This window comes from Streptomyces sp. CB02261 (genome assembly GCF_001905665.1).
In the GTDB taxonomy this organism is placed as follows: domain Bacteria; phylum Actinomycetota; class Actinomycetes; order Streptomycetales; family Streptomycetaceae; genus Streptomyces.
On record NZ_LIVX01000006.1, the window covers coordinates 371,524 to 386,577 of the forward strand.

At 73.6% G+C, this 15,054-nt stretch carries 11 protein-coding genes; 4 read left to right on the forward strand and 7 right to left on the reverse strand.

Features of this window, described 5'->3' with window-relative positions:
- Window positions 1–229 precede the first annotated feature (229 nt).
- Window positions 230–1,237, reverse strand: coding sequence for a hypothetical protein (locus tag AMK29_RS21965; RefSeq protein WP_198942317.1), 1,008 nt, complete (start codon window positions 1,235–1,237; stop codon window positions 230–232).
- Between the two features lie 383 nt (window positions 1,238–1,620).
- Between AMK29_RS21965 and AMK29_RS21970 the strand changes: the two genes are divergently transcribed.
- Entirely contained in the window at window positions 1,621–3,105 is a 1,485-nt protein-coding gene (locus AMK29_RS21970; protein WP_073815504.1) for a PP2C family protein-serine/threonine phosphatase, read from the forward strand.
- A 70-nt stretch (window positions 3,106–3,175) separates the two neighbouring features.
- Here AMK29_RS21970 and AMK29_RS21975 read toward each other — a convergent pair whose 3' ends face one another.
- Window positions 3,176–4,669, reverse strand: a complete 1,494-nt coding sequence (locus AMK29_RS21975; RefSeq protein ID WP_073815506.1) for a DNA-binding protein NsdB — start codon at window positions 4,667–4,669, stop codon at window positions 3,176–3,178.
- A gap of 233 nt (window positions 4,670–4,902) precedes the next feature.
- Here AMK29_RS21975 and AMK29_RS21980 point away from each other — a divergent pair, with 233 nt between their 5' ends.
- The 3 genes from AMK29_RS21980 (at window position 4,903) to AMK29_RS21990 (ending at window position 10,654) form a co-directional block, all read left to right on the forward strand.
- Window positions 4,903–6,036 (forward strand): aminoglycoside phosphotransferase family protein, encoded by a 1,134-nt coding sequence (locus tag AMK29_RS21980; RefSeq protein ID WP_073815509.1) that lies wholly within the window; start codon window positions 4,903–4,905, stop codon window positions 6,034–6,036.
- 340 nt (window positions 6,037–6,376) lie between these two features.
- Window positions 6,377–8,296, forward strand: coding sequence for an N-acetylmuramoyl-L-alanine amidase (locus AMK29_RS21985; protein ID WP_073815512.1), 1,920 nt, complete (start codon window positions 6,377–6,379; stop codon window positions 8,294–8,296).
- Window positions 8,297–8,455: 159 nt separating this feature from the next.
- Window positions 8,456–10,654, forward strand: a complete 2,199-nt coding sequence (locus AMK29_RS21990) for a terpene synthase family protein (protein WP_073815514.1) — start codon at window positions 8,456–8,458, stop codon at window positions 10,652–10,654.
- A 60-nt stretch (window positions 10,655–10,714) separates the two neighbouring features.
- Here the strand turns inward: AMK29_RS21990 and AMK29_RS21995 are convergent, their stop codons facing one another.
- The 5 genes from AMK29_RS21995 to AMK29_RS22015 form a co-directional block, all read right to left on the reverse strand.
- Entirely contained in the window at window positions 10,715–11,080 is a 366-nt protein-coding gene (locus AMK29_RS21995) for an RNA-binding S4 domain-containing protein (RefSeq protein ID WP_073815517.1), read from the reverse strand.
- Window positions 11,081–11,097: 17 nt separating this feature from the next.
- Window positions 11,098–11,598 (reverse strand): hypothetical protein, encoded by a 501-nt coding sequence (locus AMK29_RS22000; RefSeq protein ID WP_073815519.1) that lies wholly within the window; start codon window positions 11,596–11,598, stop codon window positions 11,098–11,100.
- 214 nt (window positions 11,599–11,812) lie between these two features.
- Window positions 11,813–12,979 carry a thiolase domain-containing protein gene (locus AMK29_RS22005; RefSeq protein ID WP_073815882.1) on the reverse strand — a complete coding sequence of 389 codons (1,167 nt, stop codon included), beginning with the start codon at window positions 12,977–12,979 and terminating at the stop codon, window positions 11,813–11,815.
- A 4-nt stretch (window positions 12,980–12,983) separates the two neighbouring features.
- Window positions 12,984–14,054 carry a thiolase domain-containing protein gene (locus tag AMK29_RS22010; RefSeq protein WP_073815521.1) on the reverse strand — a complete coding sequence of 357 codons (1,071 nt, stop codon included), beginning with the start codon at window positions 14,052–14,054 and terminating at the stop codon, window positions 12,984–12,986.
- Window positions 14,051–15,019 carry a Zn-ribbon domain-containing OB-fold protein gene (locus AMK29_RS22015; protein WP_073815523.1) on the reverse strand — a complete coding sequence of 323 codons (969 nt, stop codon included), beginning with the start codon at window positions 15,017–15,019 and terminating at the stop codon, window positions 14,051–14,053. The genes AMK29_RS22010 and AMK29_RS22015 overlap by 4 nt, the downstream gene beginning before the upstream one ends.
- Window positions 15,020–15,054: the final 35 nt, after the last annotated feature.

The window sequence follows — 15,054 nt, forward strand, 5'->3', positions numbered from 1 at the left end:
CGTCGGCGCGAGCGAGGTCACACGGCTCCTTCGGGAGCTCATGGGGTGGTGGGCTCGTGTCATGGACGACCAGGAGGACTCCGGCGCGGATCCCGGTCCGTGGTGGACGACCAGGACTCCTGTGCGGCTCCCCGGTCCGTCGTGGACGACCAGGACTCCGGCGCGGCTCCCGGTCCTTCGTGGACGACCAGGACCCCCGTGCGGCTCCCCCGTCCGCCGTGACCGGGACTCAGCCCGTCATGCGGCGGGTCAGCGCGGCCAGGGCGCCGGGCTGGCGGCCCGGGACCCGTTGCCGCAGGGCGATGAGCGGAGCGCCGAGTGCGCGGGCCCGCGCCGGGTCGCCGAGCTGTTCCCACTGGTGGTGGGCCCGGTCCACGGCCGCCTCGACCTCGGGGTCGTCGGTCCGCTGTCCGAGTGCGAGCCGGGCCTCGGCGGCGGCGAGCCACAGTTCGCAGCTACGGGCGGGTTCCCCGGCGAGGCGCGCGAGGTCGGCCCGTACCTCCGTCCAGTGGACGGCCTGCGCGGACCGGGGCCCGTGACGGCGGAGGGCCTCGCGCTCCCAGGCCGCCGCCACCGACGCCGCCTCCCCGTGCCGCCCGGCCATGGCGGCGGCCAGGATCGCGGGGTGCGGGTCCTGGTCCACCACCGGGGCGGGAGCGGGCGCGGGTGCGAGAAGGACCGCCTCCGGTACGGCGGAGGCGGCGTGGGCGGCGGCTTCCGCGTGGAGCGTGGCGTACGGGAGGCGCGCGCCGGAACGCCAGAGTTCCGCCCATGACCGCAGATAGGCGGGGGCCAGGGGTTCACCGCGCCGGGGGGCGGGGGCGACCCGCCCGTAGAGGAGCGGTCCGGGCCCCAGGGACAGGAGGTCGGGTGCGGTGGTGAGGCGCTCCCACACGTCGGGGTCCGCGGCGAGGTCCGCGACGACGGTCGTGGTGCCGGGGGCCCGCACCGCGAGTTCACCGGCGAGCCAGTGCCAGGGCAGCGCGGTGTAGCGGAGGGTCGCCGGGGTCGTGCGGGCGAGCGCCAGGTGCGGCAGCCGCTGCCGACGGTCGAGGTGGAGTTGCCCCGCGAGGCAGACGAGCAGCGGGCCGGGGGTCGTCGCGGCGGCCCGCAGGCGGGTGAGCACGGTCTGCGGGTCGAGCGGATCGGCGAGTTCGACGACCGTGGCGGTGGCGGTGCCGGTGAGGACCCCGGGCGGCACGGCGGCGAGGGCCGGCAGCACGGCGGCGGCGTCCATGGCGCGCCCCCGCCCGGCGGGCGCCGCCGCGAGCAGGACGGCGGTACCCGTCCCGGTCGTACCCGTCCCCGTGCGCGTATCCGTCCCCCTCGCACCCGTCACCGTTCGCGTCCCCGTCGTGCCCGTCCCCGTGCGCGTACCCGTCCCGCCCGTGGCCGCCGCACGCGTGCCCGCCGTGCCGATTCCGTCGTCGTTCACCACCCCCGCACCGTAACGCCTTGTGCACTGGCCGGTAATCGCCGGGCCGTTGACATATGCCAGAAGCACCACCGGATCGAGTGTTGCCAAATCCCTTACGGGCTCTCCCGGGCTGTGCAACAGTCGTATCCGGGCCTACCCTTCACACCCGGCCTGGCCGTTCCGCGCCTGTATCGGAGTACCACATGCCGTCCCCCCTGTTCGCGGACCGCCCCGCCCAGCAGCCGGAGCCGGGCGCGGTGGACGCACTGATCTCGCAGACCCGCCGCCTGCGCGGCGAGCTGGTCGCCGTGCGCCGGGACGCCGTGGTGGACGACGACGACCCGCAGCAGCGCTGGCAGCGTGCCCTCTGCGATCTCGCGGTGAGCCAACTCGACGATCTCGGCGCCCACTTGGGACAGCTGCGGGCGGGCGTCCCGGAGCAGACCGCCCCGGAGCCGCTCGACTCCGACGAGGGCCCCGAGACCGCGCCCGACACCGGCCTCGCGACCGACCCCGGCACCGCCTACGGCGAGATCCCGCCGACGCGCACGGGCTCGCTGCTCTCCCGCGTCGGCAGTGCCGAGTGGAACCTGCTGACCGACGAGGTCAGCTGGTCCGAAGAGCTGTTCCAGATCTTCGGACGTACGCGCGAGAGCGGCCCGATGTCGCTGGACGAGATGCCCACGATGGTCTTCGCCGAGGACCAGCCGCTCCTCCAGAGCCTGGTGACGGACTGTCTGATCGACGGGAAGCCGATCGACGGCGAGTTCAGGATCGTCCGCACCGACGGACGCGTCCGGACGGTGCACATGACGGGCGAGCCCGTCCTCGACGCCGACGGGTGCACCGCCTCGATGTGGGCGGTGCTCCGCGACGTCAGCGAACTGCGGCGCAGCCAGCGGGCGGTCCGGGAGAGCCGGGACACCCTGGAGCGCAGCCGCCACATCGAGCAGACCGAGCGCCGGGTCGCCGTCGAACTCCAGGAGGCGGTGCTCCCGCCGTGGCGCGGCTCGCTCCGCTTCGCCCACGACGGCCCCGCCCCGCTCGACGTGGCGGCCCACTACCTCCCGGCCGCCAGTACCGGCCTCATCGGCGGCGACTGGTACGACGCGCTCGCCCTGCCCGACGGGGACGCGCTGCTCACCGTCGGTGACCTGACGGGCCACGGGGTCGCCGCGACCTCCTCGATGGCCATGCTCCTCGGCGCCCTGCGCGGGATGGCGGTCGCGGGCATCCGCCCCGCCGCCCTGATGGGCCACCTCAACCAGCTCCTGGACACCTCCGTACAGCCCGCGCTCGGCAGCGCGATGTGCTGCCGCTACGACCCGGTCGCCCAGACGCTGACCTGGGCGCAGGCAGGACACCCCGCCCCGCTGCTGTTCCGTGACGGGACGGGGCACCTGCTCCGCCGGCCCGAGGGCGTGCTCCTCGGAGCGACGACCGGGGCCGTGTACGGCGAGGCCGAGACCCGGCTGCTCCCCGGTGACCTGCTCGTCCTGCACACCGACGGGCTGACCCGGGGCAGCGGTACGGGCGACGACACCGGCGCACGACGGCTGCTCGCCCTCGGCCCCCGCCTCACCGGGGCGCGGGACGCCCAGGAGGGTGTGCGCGCGGTGGTCGAGGAGTTCGGCGAGGAGCAGCGCGAGGACGACGCCTGCGTGATGGTGGTCCGGGTCGGCCGCTGAGGCACCCGACGGCGGTCGCCTGACCGGCGCGCCCTCGTACCGACCGTGGAGCGGGGGCCGTGGCCCCCGCTCAGGCCTGTCCCGTCCTCGGGCGGTTGACCGGCGACTGCGGCAGGGCCTCCGCGATCTCCTCGCGCAGGTGCTCGATCCTCGTGTAGCCGGCGTACTGCCCGGTGAGCCGGTACATCTCCCGCAGCCGGTCCCAGGTGCGGTGGGACGAGGTCTCCCCCATGGCCATCAGGGCGAGCCGGGCGTAGCGGTCGGCCTGCTCCGGGTCGTCGGCGATGAAGCAGGCCGAGGCGAGCGAGATGTGGTCGAAGAGCTTCGAGCGGTTGTGACCGTCGTGCCGCAGCTCGATCGCCAGCCGGGCGTGGCGCTGGGCGGGGACGGCGGCGGTCGGGTCGTGGTCGGCGAGGGTGCGGTAGGCGAGGGCCTGCATGCCGTGCATGTCGGCCTCGTCGAAGTTCTGCATCCAGCTCGGCGTCTCCTCGTCGCGCCGGTCCGACACGAACAGGTCCTCGGCCTCGCCGAGGGTGCGGCGCATGGCCTGGCCACGGCCCATCGACGCCTGCGCCCAGGCCTCGATCGTGTGGAACATGGCCCGGGTCCGGGGCAGGACCCGTTCGCCCGAGCCGTCCTTGGCCAGCTTCATCAGGTCGAGGGCGTCGTCGGGCCTGCCCAGGTGCACCATCTGGCGGGCGGCGCGGGAGAGCGCCTCGCCGGCCCGGGGCCGGTCGCCGCCCTCGCGGGCCGCGTGGGCGGCGATCACGAAGTACTTCTGCGCCGTGGGTTCGAGGCCCACGTCGTGCGACATCCAGCCGGCGAGGACGGCCAGATTGGCGGCGACGCCCCACAGGCGCCGCTGGAGGTGGTCGGCGTGGCGGTAGGCGAGCATGCCTCCCACCTCGTTGAGCTGGCCCACCACGGCCTTGCGCTGGAGACCGCCACCCCGTGAGGCGTCCCAGGCACGGAACACCTCCACCGAGTGCTCCAGAGCCTCGATCTCCTCCGACCCGATGGGGGCGGCCTCGTAGCGGTCGAACCCGGCGGGGTCGGCGTGGAGGGGATCGGTGGCCCGCTGGGGGACGGACTGGCGTGAGGGGTCGGTCTGCAGCCAGTCGTGCATGGCGTTGCTGAGTACGGAGCCGGCGGCAAGCGCGGCACCCGCGCCCACCAGACCGCGTCGGTTGAGCATGAGGTCCATTCCCGTGAATTCGGTGAGGACCGCCGCCGTACGATCGGGTGCCCAGGGCAGCCCGTCAGGGTTGTCCGTCTTCCTGACGTCCTGCCGGTTTCCGGCGCGCCCGTGTCGTACGAACCCGAGGTCCTCGATGGTCACGACACGGCCGAGTCGCTCGGTGAACAGTGCTGCCAGCACCCGGGGGACGGGATCGCGCGGGGTCTCACCGCGGTCGATCCAGCGCCGGACCCGCGAGGTGTCGGTCGCCAGCTGGGGGTGGCCCATGGCCGCCGCCTGCCGGTTGACGAGTCTCGCGAGTTCGCCCTTGGACCAGCCGGCCAGGCCGAACAGGTCTGCCAGGCGGGTGTTGGTTTGTCCGGTCACGTCTAAGCCCCCAGGTTCTCGGCTGAGTTGACAGTAACCCCCTGTCATAGGGCTGGCGACTATTCGCCAGGGTTCGCCAGGGTGCGCCCGATGTTCCGCCACCCGCGCCCGGGTGTCAGGTAGGAAAGCGCCACCCCGCCCCGCCGACCGGCCCTCATTCCCCAGGGTGCGGACCGGGGGCGGGCGGGGCGACGCACGCAACTCGTCGGCACACGAAGGGATCTGTCACCTCCATGTACACAGCATCGTCCTCCGTGTCCGCCCCGCCCCGGCCGCAGCACCGCATCGTCCCGGCCGGCACCGGGCCCTACCTCGCTCCCGCGCCCCAGGCCGTCCGGCCGCGGCGCTGGACGGGCGGCACCGGCACCGGCACCCAGCCGATCAGTGGACGCATCGATCTGTCGGGCCCTCAGGGGGCGCAGCTGAAGAGGGCGATCGCCTCGGTCCACCGCATCTGCCCGGAGTTCAACCCGGTGCAGGTGCTGCGGCGCAGCGGACGCTCCGTACTGATCGTCGGGACGACCGGGCGGACCACGGCGGTCGCGAAGTGTTTACTGGACCACTCCCCCGCGTGGGTCGAGCGGTTCCAGCACGAGATAGCGTCCTACCGCTCCTTCGTCCGCCACCGTCCGCCGGTGCGGGCGCCGCGGCTGATCGCGGCGGACCCGGAGAACTGCACGCTGGTGATCGAGCGGATGCCCGGACGGGCGGCGGCGCTCTCGCGCCACCCCGTCGAGGCGCCGCCCCGGGCCGACGTGCGGGCCGCGCTCGGCGCGATCGCCCGGCTCAACGCCTGGCGGCCGCCGGCCGGGACGTTCGACGCCCCGCTGGACTACGGCACGCGGATCGCGCGCTACCACGAGCTCGGTCTCTTCACCGACCGGGACCGGGACGACCTGCAGAAGCTGCTGCACGGTCTGGCGCACGCGGGCGGCCGTCAGGGCATGGGGCAGTTCTGTCACGGGGACGCCCTGCTCTCCAACATCCTGCTCTCCCCCACCGGGCCCGTCCTCGTGGACTGGGAACACGCGGGCTGGTACCTCCCGGGGTACGACCTGGCGACGCTCTGGACGGTGCTCGCCGACGCGCCGCTCGCCAGGCGGCAGATCAGTCAGCTCGCCCAGCAGGCGGGCCCGGCCTCCCGGGACGCCTTCCTGGTGAACCTGATGATCGTGCTGACGCGGGAGATCCGGACGTACGAGACGGCGGTGCAGCGCACGATGAAGGAGGCTCCGCCGGCCGGCTCCGTGCCGGTGCCCACGGGGGCGCTCGCCCCGGGTGAGGAACAGCGGCTGCTCCTGAGGCGGCTGCACGACGACTGCGCCATGGCACGGCGGGCCGTGCGCGCGGCGGTCGGGACGCGCTGAAGGGCGGGGCCGGCCGACGGAACGGGGGGTGCGCCGTGCGCCCGGTGCCGACACACCGGGACGCGGCGCACCGGCATGTGGGGACCGAGCCAGTGGTCCACTCCACTGACGGGTCCCTGGCCGGGGGCCCGTCTCCGTGAAACTCCGCCGTACCGCCTTCATTTCGCCTCTGACGTGCGAAGTTGCTTTCGGGGACGTGTGATTGACGGATCGTCCGGGAGCCGATACCCCTGTACGGGTTCGGTCCCGCACGCCCCGGTGTCACCCCCCGCCCCTGGAGGCTGCCTTGCTCCGTTCCGCGTCCCCCGGACGTCCATCGTCCCTCCGTCCACCCCGGGCGGTGGGACTGCTCGCATCCGCGGCCCTGTTGCTCCCGCTGCTCTCCGCGGCCCCTCCGGCCGGTGCCGACGTGCCCGAGGCGGGTTCCCTCCAGGCGCAGTTCGCGCGGGCGGCCGCGAGGCACGGTGTACCGGAGAGCGTCCTGCTCGCCGTCTCGTACCTCCAGTCGCGCTGGGACGGGCACGGCGGTGCGCCGAGTGTGACCGGCGGCTACGGGCCGATGCATCTGACGGACGCGGTGACCGCGCTCGCCGGTGCCGCCCCGCACCACTCGGACGGTGAGGAGGATCCTCGCGGCGACTCGTCCCGCGCGGTGCGTTCCGGTGCGGAGGCGCCGGTCCCGGCGGCGGACTCGCTGCCCCCGCGGCTGCGGACCCTGGAGCGGGCTTCCGCGCTGTCCGGGATCCCGGCCGAGGAGCTGCGGACCGGCACGGCGGCGAACATCGAGGGCGGGGCGGCGCTGCTCGCCGCCGCGCAACGGGAGGCCGGGCTGCCGGCGAGCACGGACCCGGCCGACTGGTACGGGGCGGTGGCCCGGTACTCCGGCGCGGACGACTCGGCGACGGCGACGACGTACGCGAACGACGTGTTCGACGTGATCCGGACCGGGGAATCCCGGACGACGGACAGCGGGCAGGTGGTGACGCTCCCGGCCGCGCCCGCGGTCGCGCCCGCCACGGAGCAGGTGGCCGCCCTCGGGCTGCGGCGGCCGGCCGGCGGCCCCGTGGAGTGTCCGCGCTCGGTGGCCTGCGAGTGGATCCCCGCGCCGTACGAGGAGTTCGGTGACGGCGACTACGGCAACCACGACAAGGCGGACCGGCCCACCTCCCAGTCGGTCGACTACATCGTCATCCATGACACCGAGGCCGTCTGGGACGTCACCCTGAAGCTGGTGCAGGACCCGACGTACGTGTCCTGGCAGTACTCGCTGCGTTCCTCCGACGGGCACATCGCCCAGCACCTGCCGCTCAAGGACGTCGGCTGGCACGCGGGCAACTGGTTCGTGAACGCCAAGTCGGTGGGCCTGGAGCACGAGGGCTTCCTGACCTCGCCGGACTCCTGGTACACGGAGGCGATGTACCGGACGTCGGCGCGGCTCGTGCGGTACCTGGCCGCCCGGTACGGCATCCCGCTCGACCGGCAGCACATCCTGGGGCACGACAACGTGCCGGGCACGGTGACGTCCACCATCAGGGGCATGCACACGGACCCGGGGCCGTACTGGGACTGGGCCCACTACTTCCGGCTGCTCGGCCGTCCGATCACGCCGAGCGCCGGTCCGGACGCCTCGGTGGTGACGATCCGGCCCGAGTACAGCGCCCATCAGCCGGTGTACACGGGCTGCGCGGTGGCGGGCGAGGCGTGTGCGCCGCACGGGAGCGGGGCGGTGCGCCTGCACACCGCGCCGAGCGCCGACGCGCCCCTGGTGAAGGATATCGGCCTGCGGCCGGGCGGGCAGGACTCGACGACCGGGGTCAACGACACCGGGGCGCGGGCCTCGACGGGGCAGAGCTACGCGGTGGCCGAGCGCAGGGGCGACTGGACGGCGGTCTGGTACCTCGGGCAGAAGGCGTGGTTCCACAATCCGGGGAAGCACCCCACCGCGGTGAACGCGCGGGGGCTCGTCCTGACCCCCCGGGAGGGTCTCGCCTCGGTGCCGGTGTACGGGCGGGCCTACCCGGAGGCCTCGGCCTACCCGGCGGGTGTGCCGGTGCAGGCGGTCTCTCCGCTGCCGTACCGGCTGCTCGCGGGTCAGCGGTACGTGGTGGGTGACCGGACCCCGGGCGAGTACTACTTCGCGCCGGTGTTCGACAGCAGCGGGCATACGGTCGTGCGCGGCCAGGAGGATTACTACCAGATCCAGTTCGGCCATCGGGTGGCCTTTGTGAAGGCCGCTGACGTGCGGGTTTCCCGGGTCTGACGGAGGCGTGGCCGAAACGCGCGGGGTGGTGCCGGAGGAGGGGGCCGGCACCACCCCTTCGGCGTTCATAGGACTATTCAAGAGATCGCGTGCGCCGTACGGGCGACGGGTAAAGGTGGGCCGGACACCGCACTTGCTCACCGGAAGGCCCCTCCGCACATGCCTCAGCCCTTCGTCATGCCGGATTTCTATGTTCCGTATCCGGCGCGGCTCAACCCCCATGTGGAGACCGCCCGCACACACACCCGGGACTGGGCGCGGGAGATGGGGATGCTGGAGGGTTCGGGCGTCTGGGAGCAGCACGACCTCGACTCCCACGACTACGCGCTGCTCTGCGCGTACACGCATCCCGACTGCGACAGCGAGGCCCTCGACCTCGTCACGGACTGGTACACGTGGGTGTTCTTCTTCGACGACCACTTCCTGGAGGTCTTCAAGCGGACCCAGGACCGGGCCGGCAGCAAGGCCTACCTGGACCGGCTGCCGCTGTTCATGCCGGCCGACCCGGCGACGGGCATGCCCGAGCCCACCAACCCCGTGGAGGCGGGTCTCGCCGACCTGTGGCGGCGTACCGTCCCCTCGATGTCCGGGGGCTGGCGGGTGCGGTTCGCGGAGGCGACCGAGCACCTGCTGTACGAGTCGCTCTGGGAACTCGACAACATCAACGGGGGGCGCGTCGCCAACCCCGTGGAGTACATCGAGATGCGCCGCAAGGTGGGCGGCGCGCCCTGGTCGGCGGGGCTCGTGGAGTACGCGGCGGGGGCGGAGGTCCCGGACCGGGTGGCGTACTCCCGGCCGCTCCGCGTCCTCAGGGACGCCTTCTCCGACGCCGTGCACCTGCGCAACGACCTCTTCTCGTACCAGCGCGAGGTGGAGGACGAGGGCGAGAACAGCAACGGCGTCCTCGTCCTGGAGCGGTTCCTCGGCTGTACGACGCAGGAGGCAGCGAACGCCGTCAACGACCTGCTGACCTCGCGGCTCCAGCAGTTCGAGAACACGGCCCTGACCGAGGTCCCGCTGCTGGCCGCCGAGAAGGGTCTGGGGCCGGAGGAGTGCGCGGCCGTGGCGGCGTACGCCAAGGGGCTCCAGGACTGGCAGTCCGGCGGTCACGAGTGGCACATGCGCTCCAGCCGGTACATGAACGAGGGCATGGTCGCCGGGCCCTCGCGGCTCGACGGGGTGATCGGCACCTCCGCCCTCGACATCCGGACCCTGTTCGGCCGCCCGGCCGCCTCCCGGCTGCGGACGCTCACGCACGTGCCGCACCAGCAGGTGGGGCCCTCGCTCCTGCCGGAGTTCGACCTGCCGTACCCGTTGACGCTCAGCCCGCACCACCAGGAGGCCAAGCGGCGCTCCGAGGACTGGGCGGAGCGGATGGGGCTCCTGGACGACATCTGGGACCGTCCGCTGATGGACGGCTTCGACCTGGCGCTCTGCTCGGCGGGGCTCGACCCGGACGCCACCCTGGAGGAGCTGGAGCTCAGCGCCGAGTGGCTGACCTGGGGGACGTACGGGGACGACTACTACCCCCTCGTCTTCGGGCGGCCGCGCGACCTGGCGGGTGCCAAGCGCCTCACGGAGCGGCTCAAGTCCTGCATGTCGGTGAAGGATCCGGCGGCCGGGCGGGCCCTCGCCTCCCATCCGATGGAGGTCGCGCTCGCCGACCTGTGGGCGCGGACCGCGGGCCCGATGGGCCCGGAGGCGCGGCTCCAGCTCCGGACCGCGCTGGACGCGATGCTCGACAGCTGGCTGTGGGAGCTGCACAACCAGGCGCAGCACCGGGTGCCCGATCCGGTGGACTACATCGAGATGCGGCGGACCACCTTCGGCTCCGAGCTGACGATGCTGCTGTGCCGGCTGCGGCACACCGAGGCCCTGCCGTCGGAGATCTACCGGACCGGTACGGTCCGCGCCCTGGAGCACTCGGTCTCCGACTACGCGACGCTCCTCAACGACCTCTTCTCGTACCAGAAGGAGATCGAGGTCGAGGGTGAGGTGCACAACGGCGTGCTGGTGCTGCAGAAGTTCTTCGACTGCGACTACCCGACGGCGGTGGCGATGGTCGACGACCTGATGCGGGGGCGGCTGCGCCAGTACGAGCACCTGAAGGAGACCGAAGTGCCCGTGCTCTACGAGGACTTCGGTCTCGACCAGGAGGGCCGGGCGGCGTTCGAGGCGTATCTGCGAGAGCTGGAGGACTGGCTCGCCGGGATCCTCAACTGGCACCGGAGCGTGCGGCGTTACCGTGCCGAGGACGTCCACGGGGGCAGCGGCAACCCGCTGGTGGGCCGTGGACCGACGGGTCTGGGCACCGCGGCCGCGCGGGTGGCCTCCCTCATCGGGTCCGCGACGCGCTGAGACACGGACGGGGGCCGGCCACGGGGGTGCTCCCGTGGCCGGCCCCCGGAGCCGTACGGATCAGGGGCGTCGGCCGCGCAGCTCGTCGAGTTCGCGGCGGTCGCGCTTGGTGGGGCGCCCGGCGCCCCGGTCGCGCACGGCGGCGACGGCCACGTGCTCGCGCGGCGGCGGGGGCGGACTGTTGTCCACGTACGCCTCGACGGCGACCGGCGGGCCCACCCGCTTGGTGTGGAGCTCCTTGACCTCGACGATCCGCTCGCGGCCGCCGTGGAAGAGCCTGACCTCGTCGCCGGGCTTCACCGGCTGGGCGGGCTTGGCCCGCTCGCCGTTGACCTTGACGTGTCCGGCCCGGCAGGCCGCGGCGGCCTGGGAGCGGGTCTTGGTGAGCCGGACCGCCCAGATCCAGCTGTCGACGCGTGCGCTCATCGGCCCCCGCTCCTCCGTCAGCCCTGCTGGAACAGCTCGGCGGGAAGCGGCTTGAGCAGCGCGTACAGGTCGTCCGTGATCGGCCGGTCCCAACTGGCGATCGTCACGAGGACGTTGTCGCTGCGGTCGAACTGGACGCAGGAGATACGGCTCTCGGAGAGCTTGAGGCGGCGGACGATCAGGAGGTTGTCGCCCTGCATCACGGGGACGTCCTCGATGTCGAGGACCTCGACCGGCTCGTCGTTCTCGAGGGCGGCGAGGAGCTGGGCCACCTCGAAGGGGATCTGGCCCTCCGCGAGCTCGCGCGCCGGGGAGCCCTCCGGCAGGTTGCCGATGATCATCGCGGGGCCGCGGCCGCCGAACAGGTCGTAGCGGAGGAAGACGCCCTGGCAGGAGCCGTCGGGTGCGGGCAGCAGGCCGGCGCCGAGGTTGCCGGGCCAGTCCCCCGGGTCCATGGCCAGGACATCGAAGTCCGGGCCCGCGGGTGTGGCGGCGCTGCGGCGGCGGAGGAAGGACATACGGCCATGGTACGTGCCCGGGCGCGCGACGCGACGCGCCGGGCGGCTCCGGGCGGCGGGCCCCGCGCGGCGGGGTCCGGGAGCCTCGCACGGCGCTCCCGGACCGTGCCGGCGCGGTGCTGCCGAGGCTCCCGCCCCGGTCGCGGACGGTGACCTGGGGGGCGCGGTCCTCACGGACGGTGAGCACGCCCGGTGCCCCGCGCCCCCCCGTGGCTCAGCTCGTGGGCGGCGTGTCCCCGACGAGCCACATCGAGAAGAACTGCGCGCCGCCTCCGTAGGCGTGCCCGAGGGCCCGGCGCGCGCCGTCGACCTGGTGCTCGCCCGCCTCCCCGCGCACCTGCAGGGCGGCCTCGGCGAAGCGGATCATCCCGGAGGCTCCGATGGGGTTGGTGGAGAGCACTCCTCCGGAGGGGTTCACGGGCAGGTCGCCGTCGAGTTCGGTGACCCCGGCCTCGGTGAGCTTCCAGCCCTCGCCCTCCTCGGCGAAGCCGAGGTTCTCCAGCCACATCGGCTCGTACCAGGAGAACGGCACGTACATCTCGACGGCGTCGATCTCCCGCCGGGGGTCAGTCACGCCGGCCTGCCGGTAGACGTCGGCGGCGCAGTCCCGTCCGGCCCGCGGCGAGACGAAGTCCTTGCCGGCGAAGAGGGTCGGTTCGCTGCGCATCGCGCCGCCGTGCACCCAGGCGGGCGGCCGGGGCGAACGGGCCGCGCCCGCACGGTCGGTGAGGACCATCGCGCAGGCGCCGTCCGACGAGGGGCAGGTCTCCGAGTAGCGGATCGGGTCCCAGAGCATCGGGGACGCCTGCACCTTCTCCAGGGTGAGGTCGTGCTCGTGGAGGTGGGCGTACGGGTTGAGCAGCGCGTTGCGCCGGTCCTTGTACGCGACGAGGGAGCCGATGGTGTCGGGGGCGCCGGTGCGGCGCATGTAGGCCCGGACGTGAGGGGCGAAGAAGCCGCCGGCGCCCGCGAGCAGCGGCTGCTGGAAGGGGACGGGCAGGGAGAGGCCCCACATGGCGTTGGACTCGGACTGCTTCTCGAACGCGAGGGTGAGGACGGTCCGGTGGACGCGCGCGGCGACCAGGTCGGCGGCGACGAGCGCGGTGGAACCGCCGACCGATCCGGCGGTGTGCACCCGGATCATGGGCTTGCCGACCGCGCCGAGGGCGTCCGCGAGGTACAGCTCCGGCATCATCACGCCCTCGAAGAAGTCGGGGGCCTTGCCGATGACGACGGCGTCGATGTCCGCCCAGGTCAGCTCGGCGTCCTCCAGGGCGCGGACCGCGGCCTCGCGGACGAGTCCGGCGATCGACACGTCCCGGCGGGCGGCGACGTGCTTGGTCTGGCCGATGCCGACGACGGCCACCGGTTCCTTGGCCACGGGCTCACCGGACACGGTTCTCCCCTTCCAGGACGGCGACCAGGTTCTGCTGGAGGCAGGGGCCCGAGGTCGCGTGGGCGAGGGCGCGGTCGGAGTCGCCGCGGTGGATGCGGGCGGCGGCCTCGCCGAGCCGGATGAGGCCGGTGGCCATGACGGGGTTGGCGGCGAGGGCGCCGCCGGAGGGATTGACGCGGACGGTGTCGTCGAGGCGGAGGGCCTTGGCGAGCACGACCTCCTGGGAGGTGAACGGCGCGTGGAGTTCGGCGGTGTCGACGGGCCGCTCGAAGGCTCCGGCGCGTTCGGCGGCGAGGCGGGTGGAGGGCGAGTCGGTGAGGTCCCGGACCCCGAGGGAGTGGGCCTCGACGCGGTGGTCCATGCCCCGGATCCAGGCGGGCCGGTCGCAGAGTTCACGGGCCCGGTCCCCGGCGGCCAGGATCACGGCGGCGGCGCCGTCGCCGATGGGCGGGCAGTCGCCGGTGCGCAGCGGCCGGACGACGTAGTCGCCCTGAGGGCGGGGACCGGGCAGCTGGGCGTGGGGGTTCGCGGTGGCGTCCTCACGGCTGCGGGCGGCGATCGCGGCGAGGGCGGGTTCGTCGGTGTCGCCGGCGTCGACGAGCGCCTGCGCCTGGAGGGCGGCGAGGGCGACGGAGTCGGGCCAGAGCGGGGCGAGGTAGTACGGGTCGAGCTGGCGGGTGAGGACGTCCCGGACGGAGCCGGGCGAGGACTTTCCGTAGGAGTAGACGAGGGCGGTGTCGGCCTGGCCGGTGAGGAGCTTCACCCAGGCCTCGTACAGCGCCCAGGCGCCGTCGGTCTCGACGTGGGACTCGGAGATGGGGGGCCAGGCGCCGACGCCGTCGAGGGCCATGGTGAAGGAGAAGGCCCGGCCGGCGAGGTAGTCGGAGGAGCCGGAGCAGGTGAAGCCGATGTCGGAGGTCTTGAGCCCGGTCCGCCGGAGCACCTCGTGGAGGACGGGCATGACCATCTCGACCTCGGAGAGGTCGTCGGTGCGGCGGCGGTGGTCGCTCTGGGCGAAGGCGACGATCGCCACCTCTCGGCCCGGCCGGTGCGGCGTCACAGCAGCTCCTTGTAGGTGTCGTAGTCGGCGTCGGGCTCGCCGGTGGGGCGGTAGTGGTCGGGGTAGCGGCCGTCCTCGCTCCACACGGGTTCGACGCGCAGACCCATGCGGACCTGGTCGTACGGGATGCCGCCGATGCGGCCGTGGAGGGCGAGCCCGGCACCGTCGAGGGCGATGTGGGCGTAGACGTACGGCACCTCGATGGCGTCGTTCCCGGCGTTCCTTGCCTTGATGTTGACGATGCAGTACGTGGTGACGGTGCCCCTCGGCCCGACCTCGACCTGGTCGGTGGTGGCGACGCCGCAGGTGGGGCAGGCGCCGCGGGGCGGCACGTACACCTTGGTGCAGGAGGGGCAGCGTTCGCCGACCGTCCGGCGCTCGGCGAGCGCGTGCAGATAGCGGGTCTGGGCGCGGCCGGGGCTGTAGGTGTAGTCGAGGCGGGCGGCGGCGACGATGCCGGTGACGGGGGCGTCGAACAGGCCGTCGTGGGCCTGTGGTCCGGGCGCGGGACCGCTGTCGTGCGGTTCGAAGCAGGCGATGTCCGTGATGGCGCCGATGCGGTCGGCGGCCCACCGGATCCTGACCCGCAGCCCGGTGTGCACGGCGTCGGGGCCGGGCGCGTCGAGGGCGTGGAGCAGGGCGGTGTCGGCGCCGTCGAGGCGGACGAGGACCCAGGCGAAGGGGGTCGTCAGGGGCTGGCCGGGGCGGGGCTCGTGGTTCCAGGCCCAGGTGGTGACGGTGCCCGTGGCGGCGACCTCGACGAGGTCGCGCAGCTCGGCGGCGGTGGCGGGGTCGTACTCGACGGGCGGGACGAGCACCTCGCCGCTCCCGGTGCGGACTCCGAGCACGGTCCGTTCGCGCAGTCCGGTGAGGAAGGCGGACTGGACGGGGCCGAGGGAGCGGGTGAAGGGGAACTCGACGACGAGGGGGGCGCGGAGGGCCTCCGGCGGTGGGGTGACGGTCATGCGGCGGGCTCCTTCGTGGGACGGTCGGTGGGCGT

Excerpts from the sequence above, each read along its gene's own strand:
- AMK29_RS22000 (WP_073815519.1), bottom strand. The coding sequence starts at position 11,598 with ATGTCCTTCCTCCGCCGCCGCAGCGCCGCCACACCCGCGGGCCCGGAC.
- AMK29_RS21980 (WP_073815509.1), top strand. The coding sequence starts at position 4,903 with ATGTACACAGCATCGTCCTCCGTGTCCGCCCCGCCCCGGCCGCAGCAC.
- AMK29_RS21970 (WP_073815504.1), top strand. The coding sequence starts at position 1,621 with ATGCCGTCCCCCCTGTTCGCGGACCGCCCCGCCCAGCAGCCGGAGCCG.
- AMK29_RS21990 (WP_073815514.1), top strand. The coding sequence starts at position 8,456 with ATGCCTCAGCCCTTCGTCATGCCGGATTTCTATGTTCCGTATCCGGCG.
- AMK29_RS21965 (WP_198942317.1), bottom strand. The coding sequence starts at position 1,237 with ATGGACGCCGCCGCCGTGCTGCCGGCCCTCGCCGCCGTGCCGCCCGGG.
- AMK29_RS22015 (WP_073815523.1), bottom strand. The coding sequence starts at position 15,019 with ATGACCGTCACCCCACCGCCGGAGGCCCTCCGCGCCCCCCTCGTCGTC.
- AMK29_RS21995 (WP_073815517.1), bottom strand. The coding sequence starts at position 11,080 with ATGAGCGCACGCGTCGACAGCTGGATCTGGGCGGTCCGGCTCACCAAG.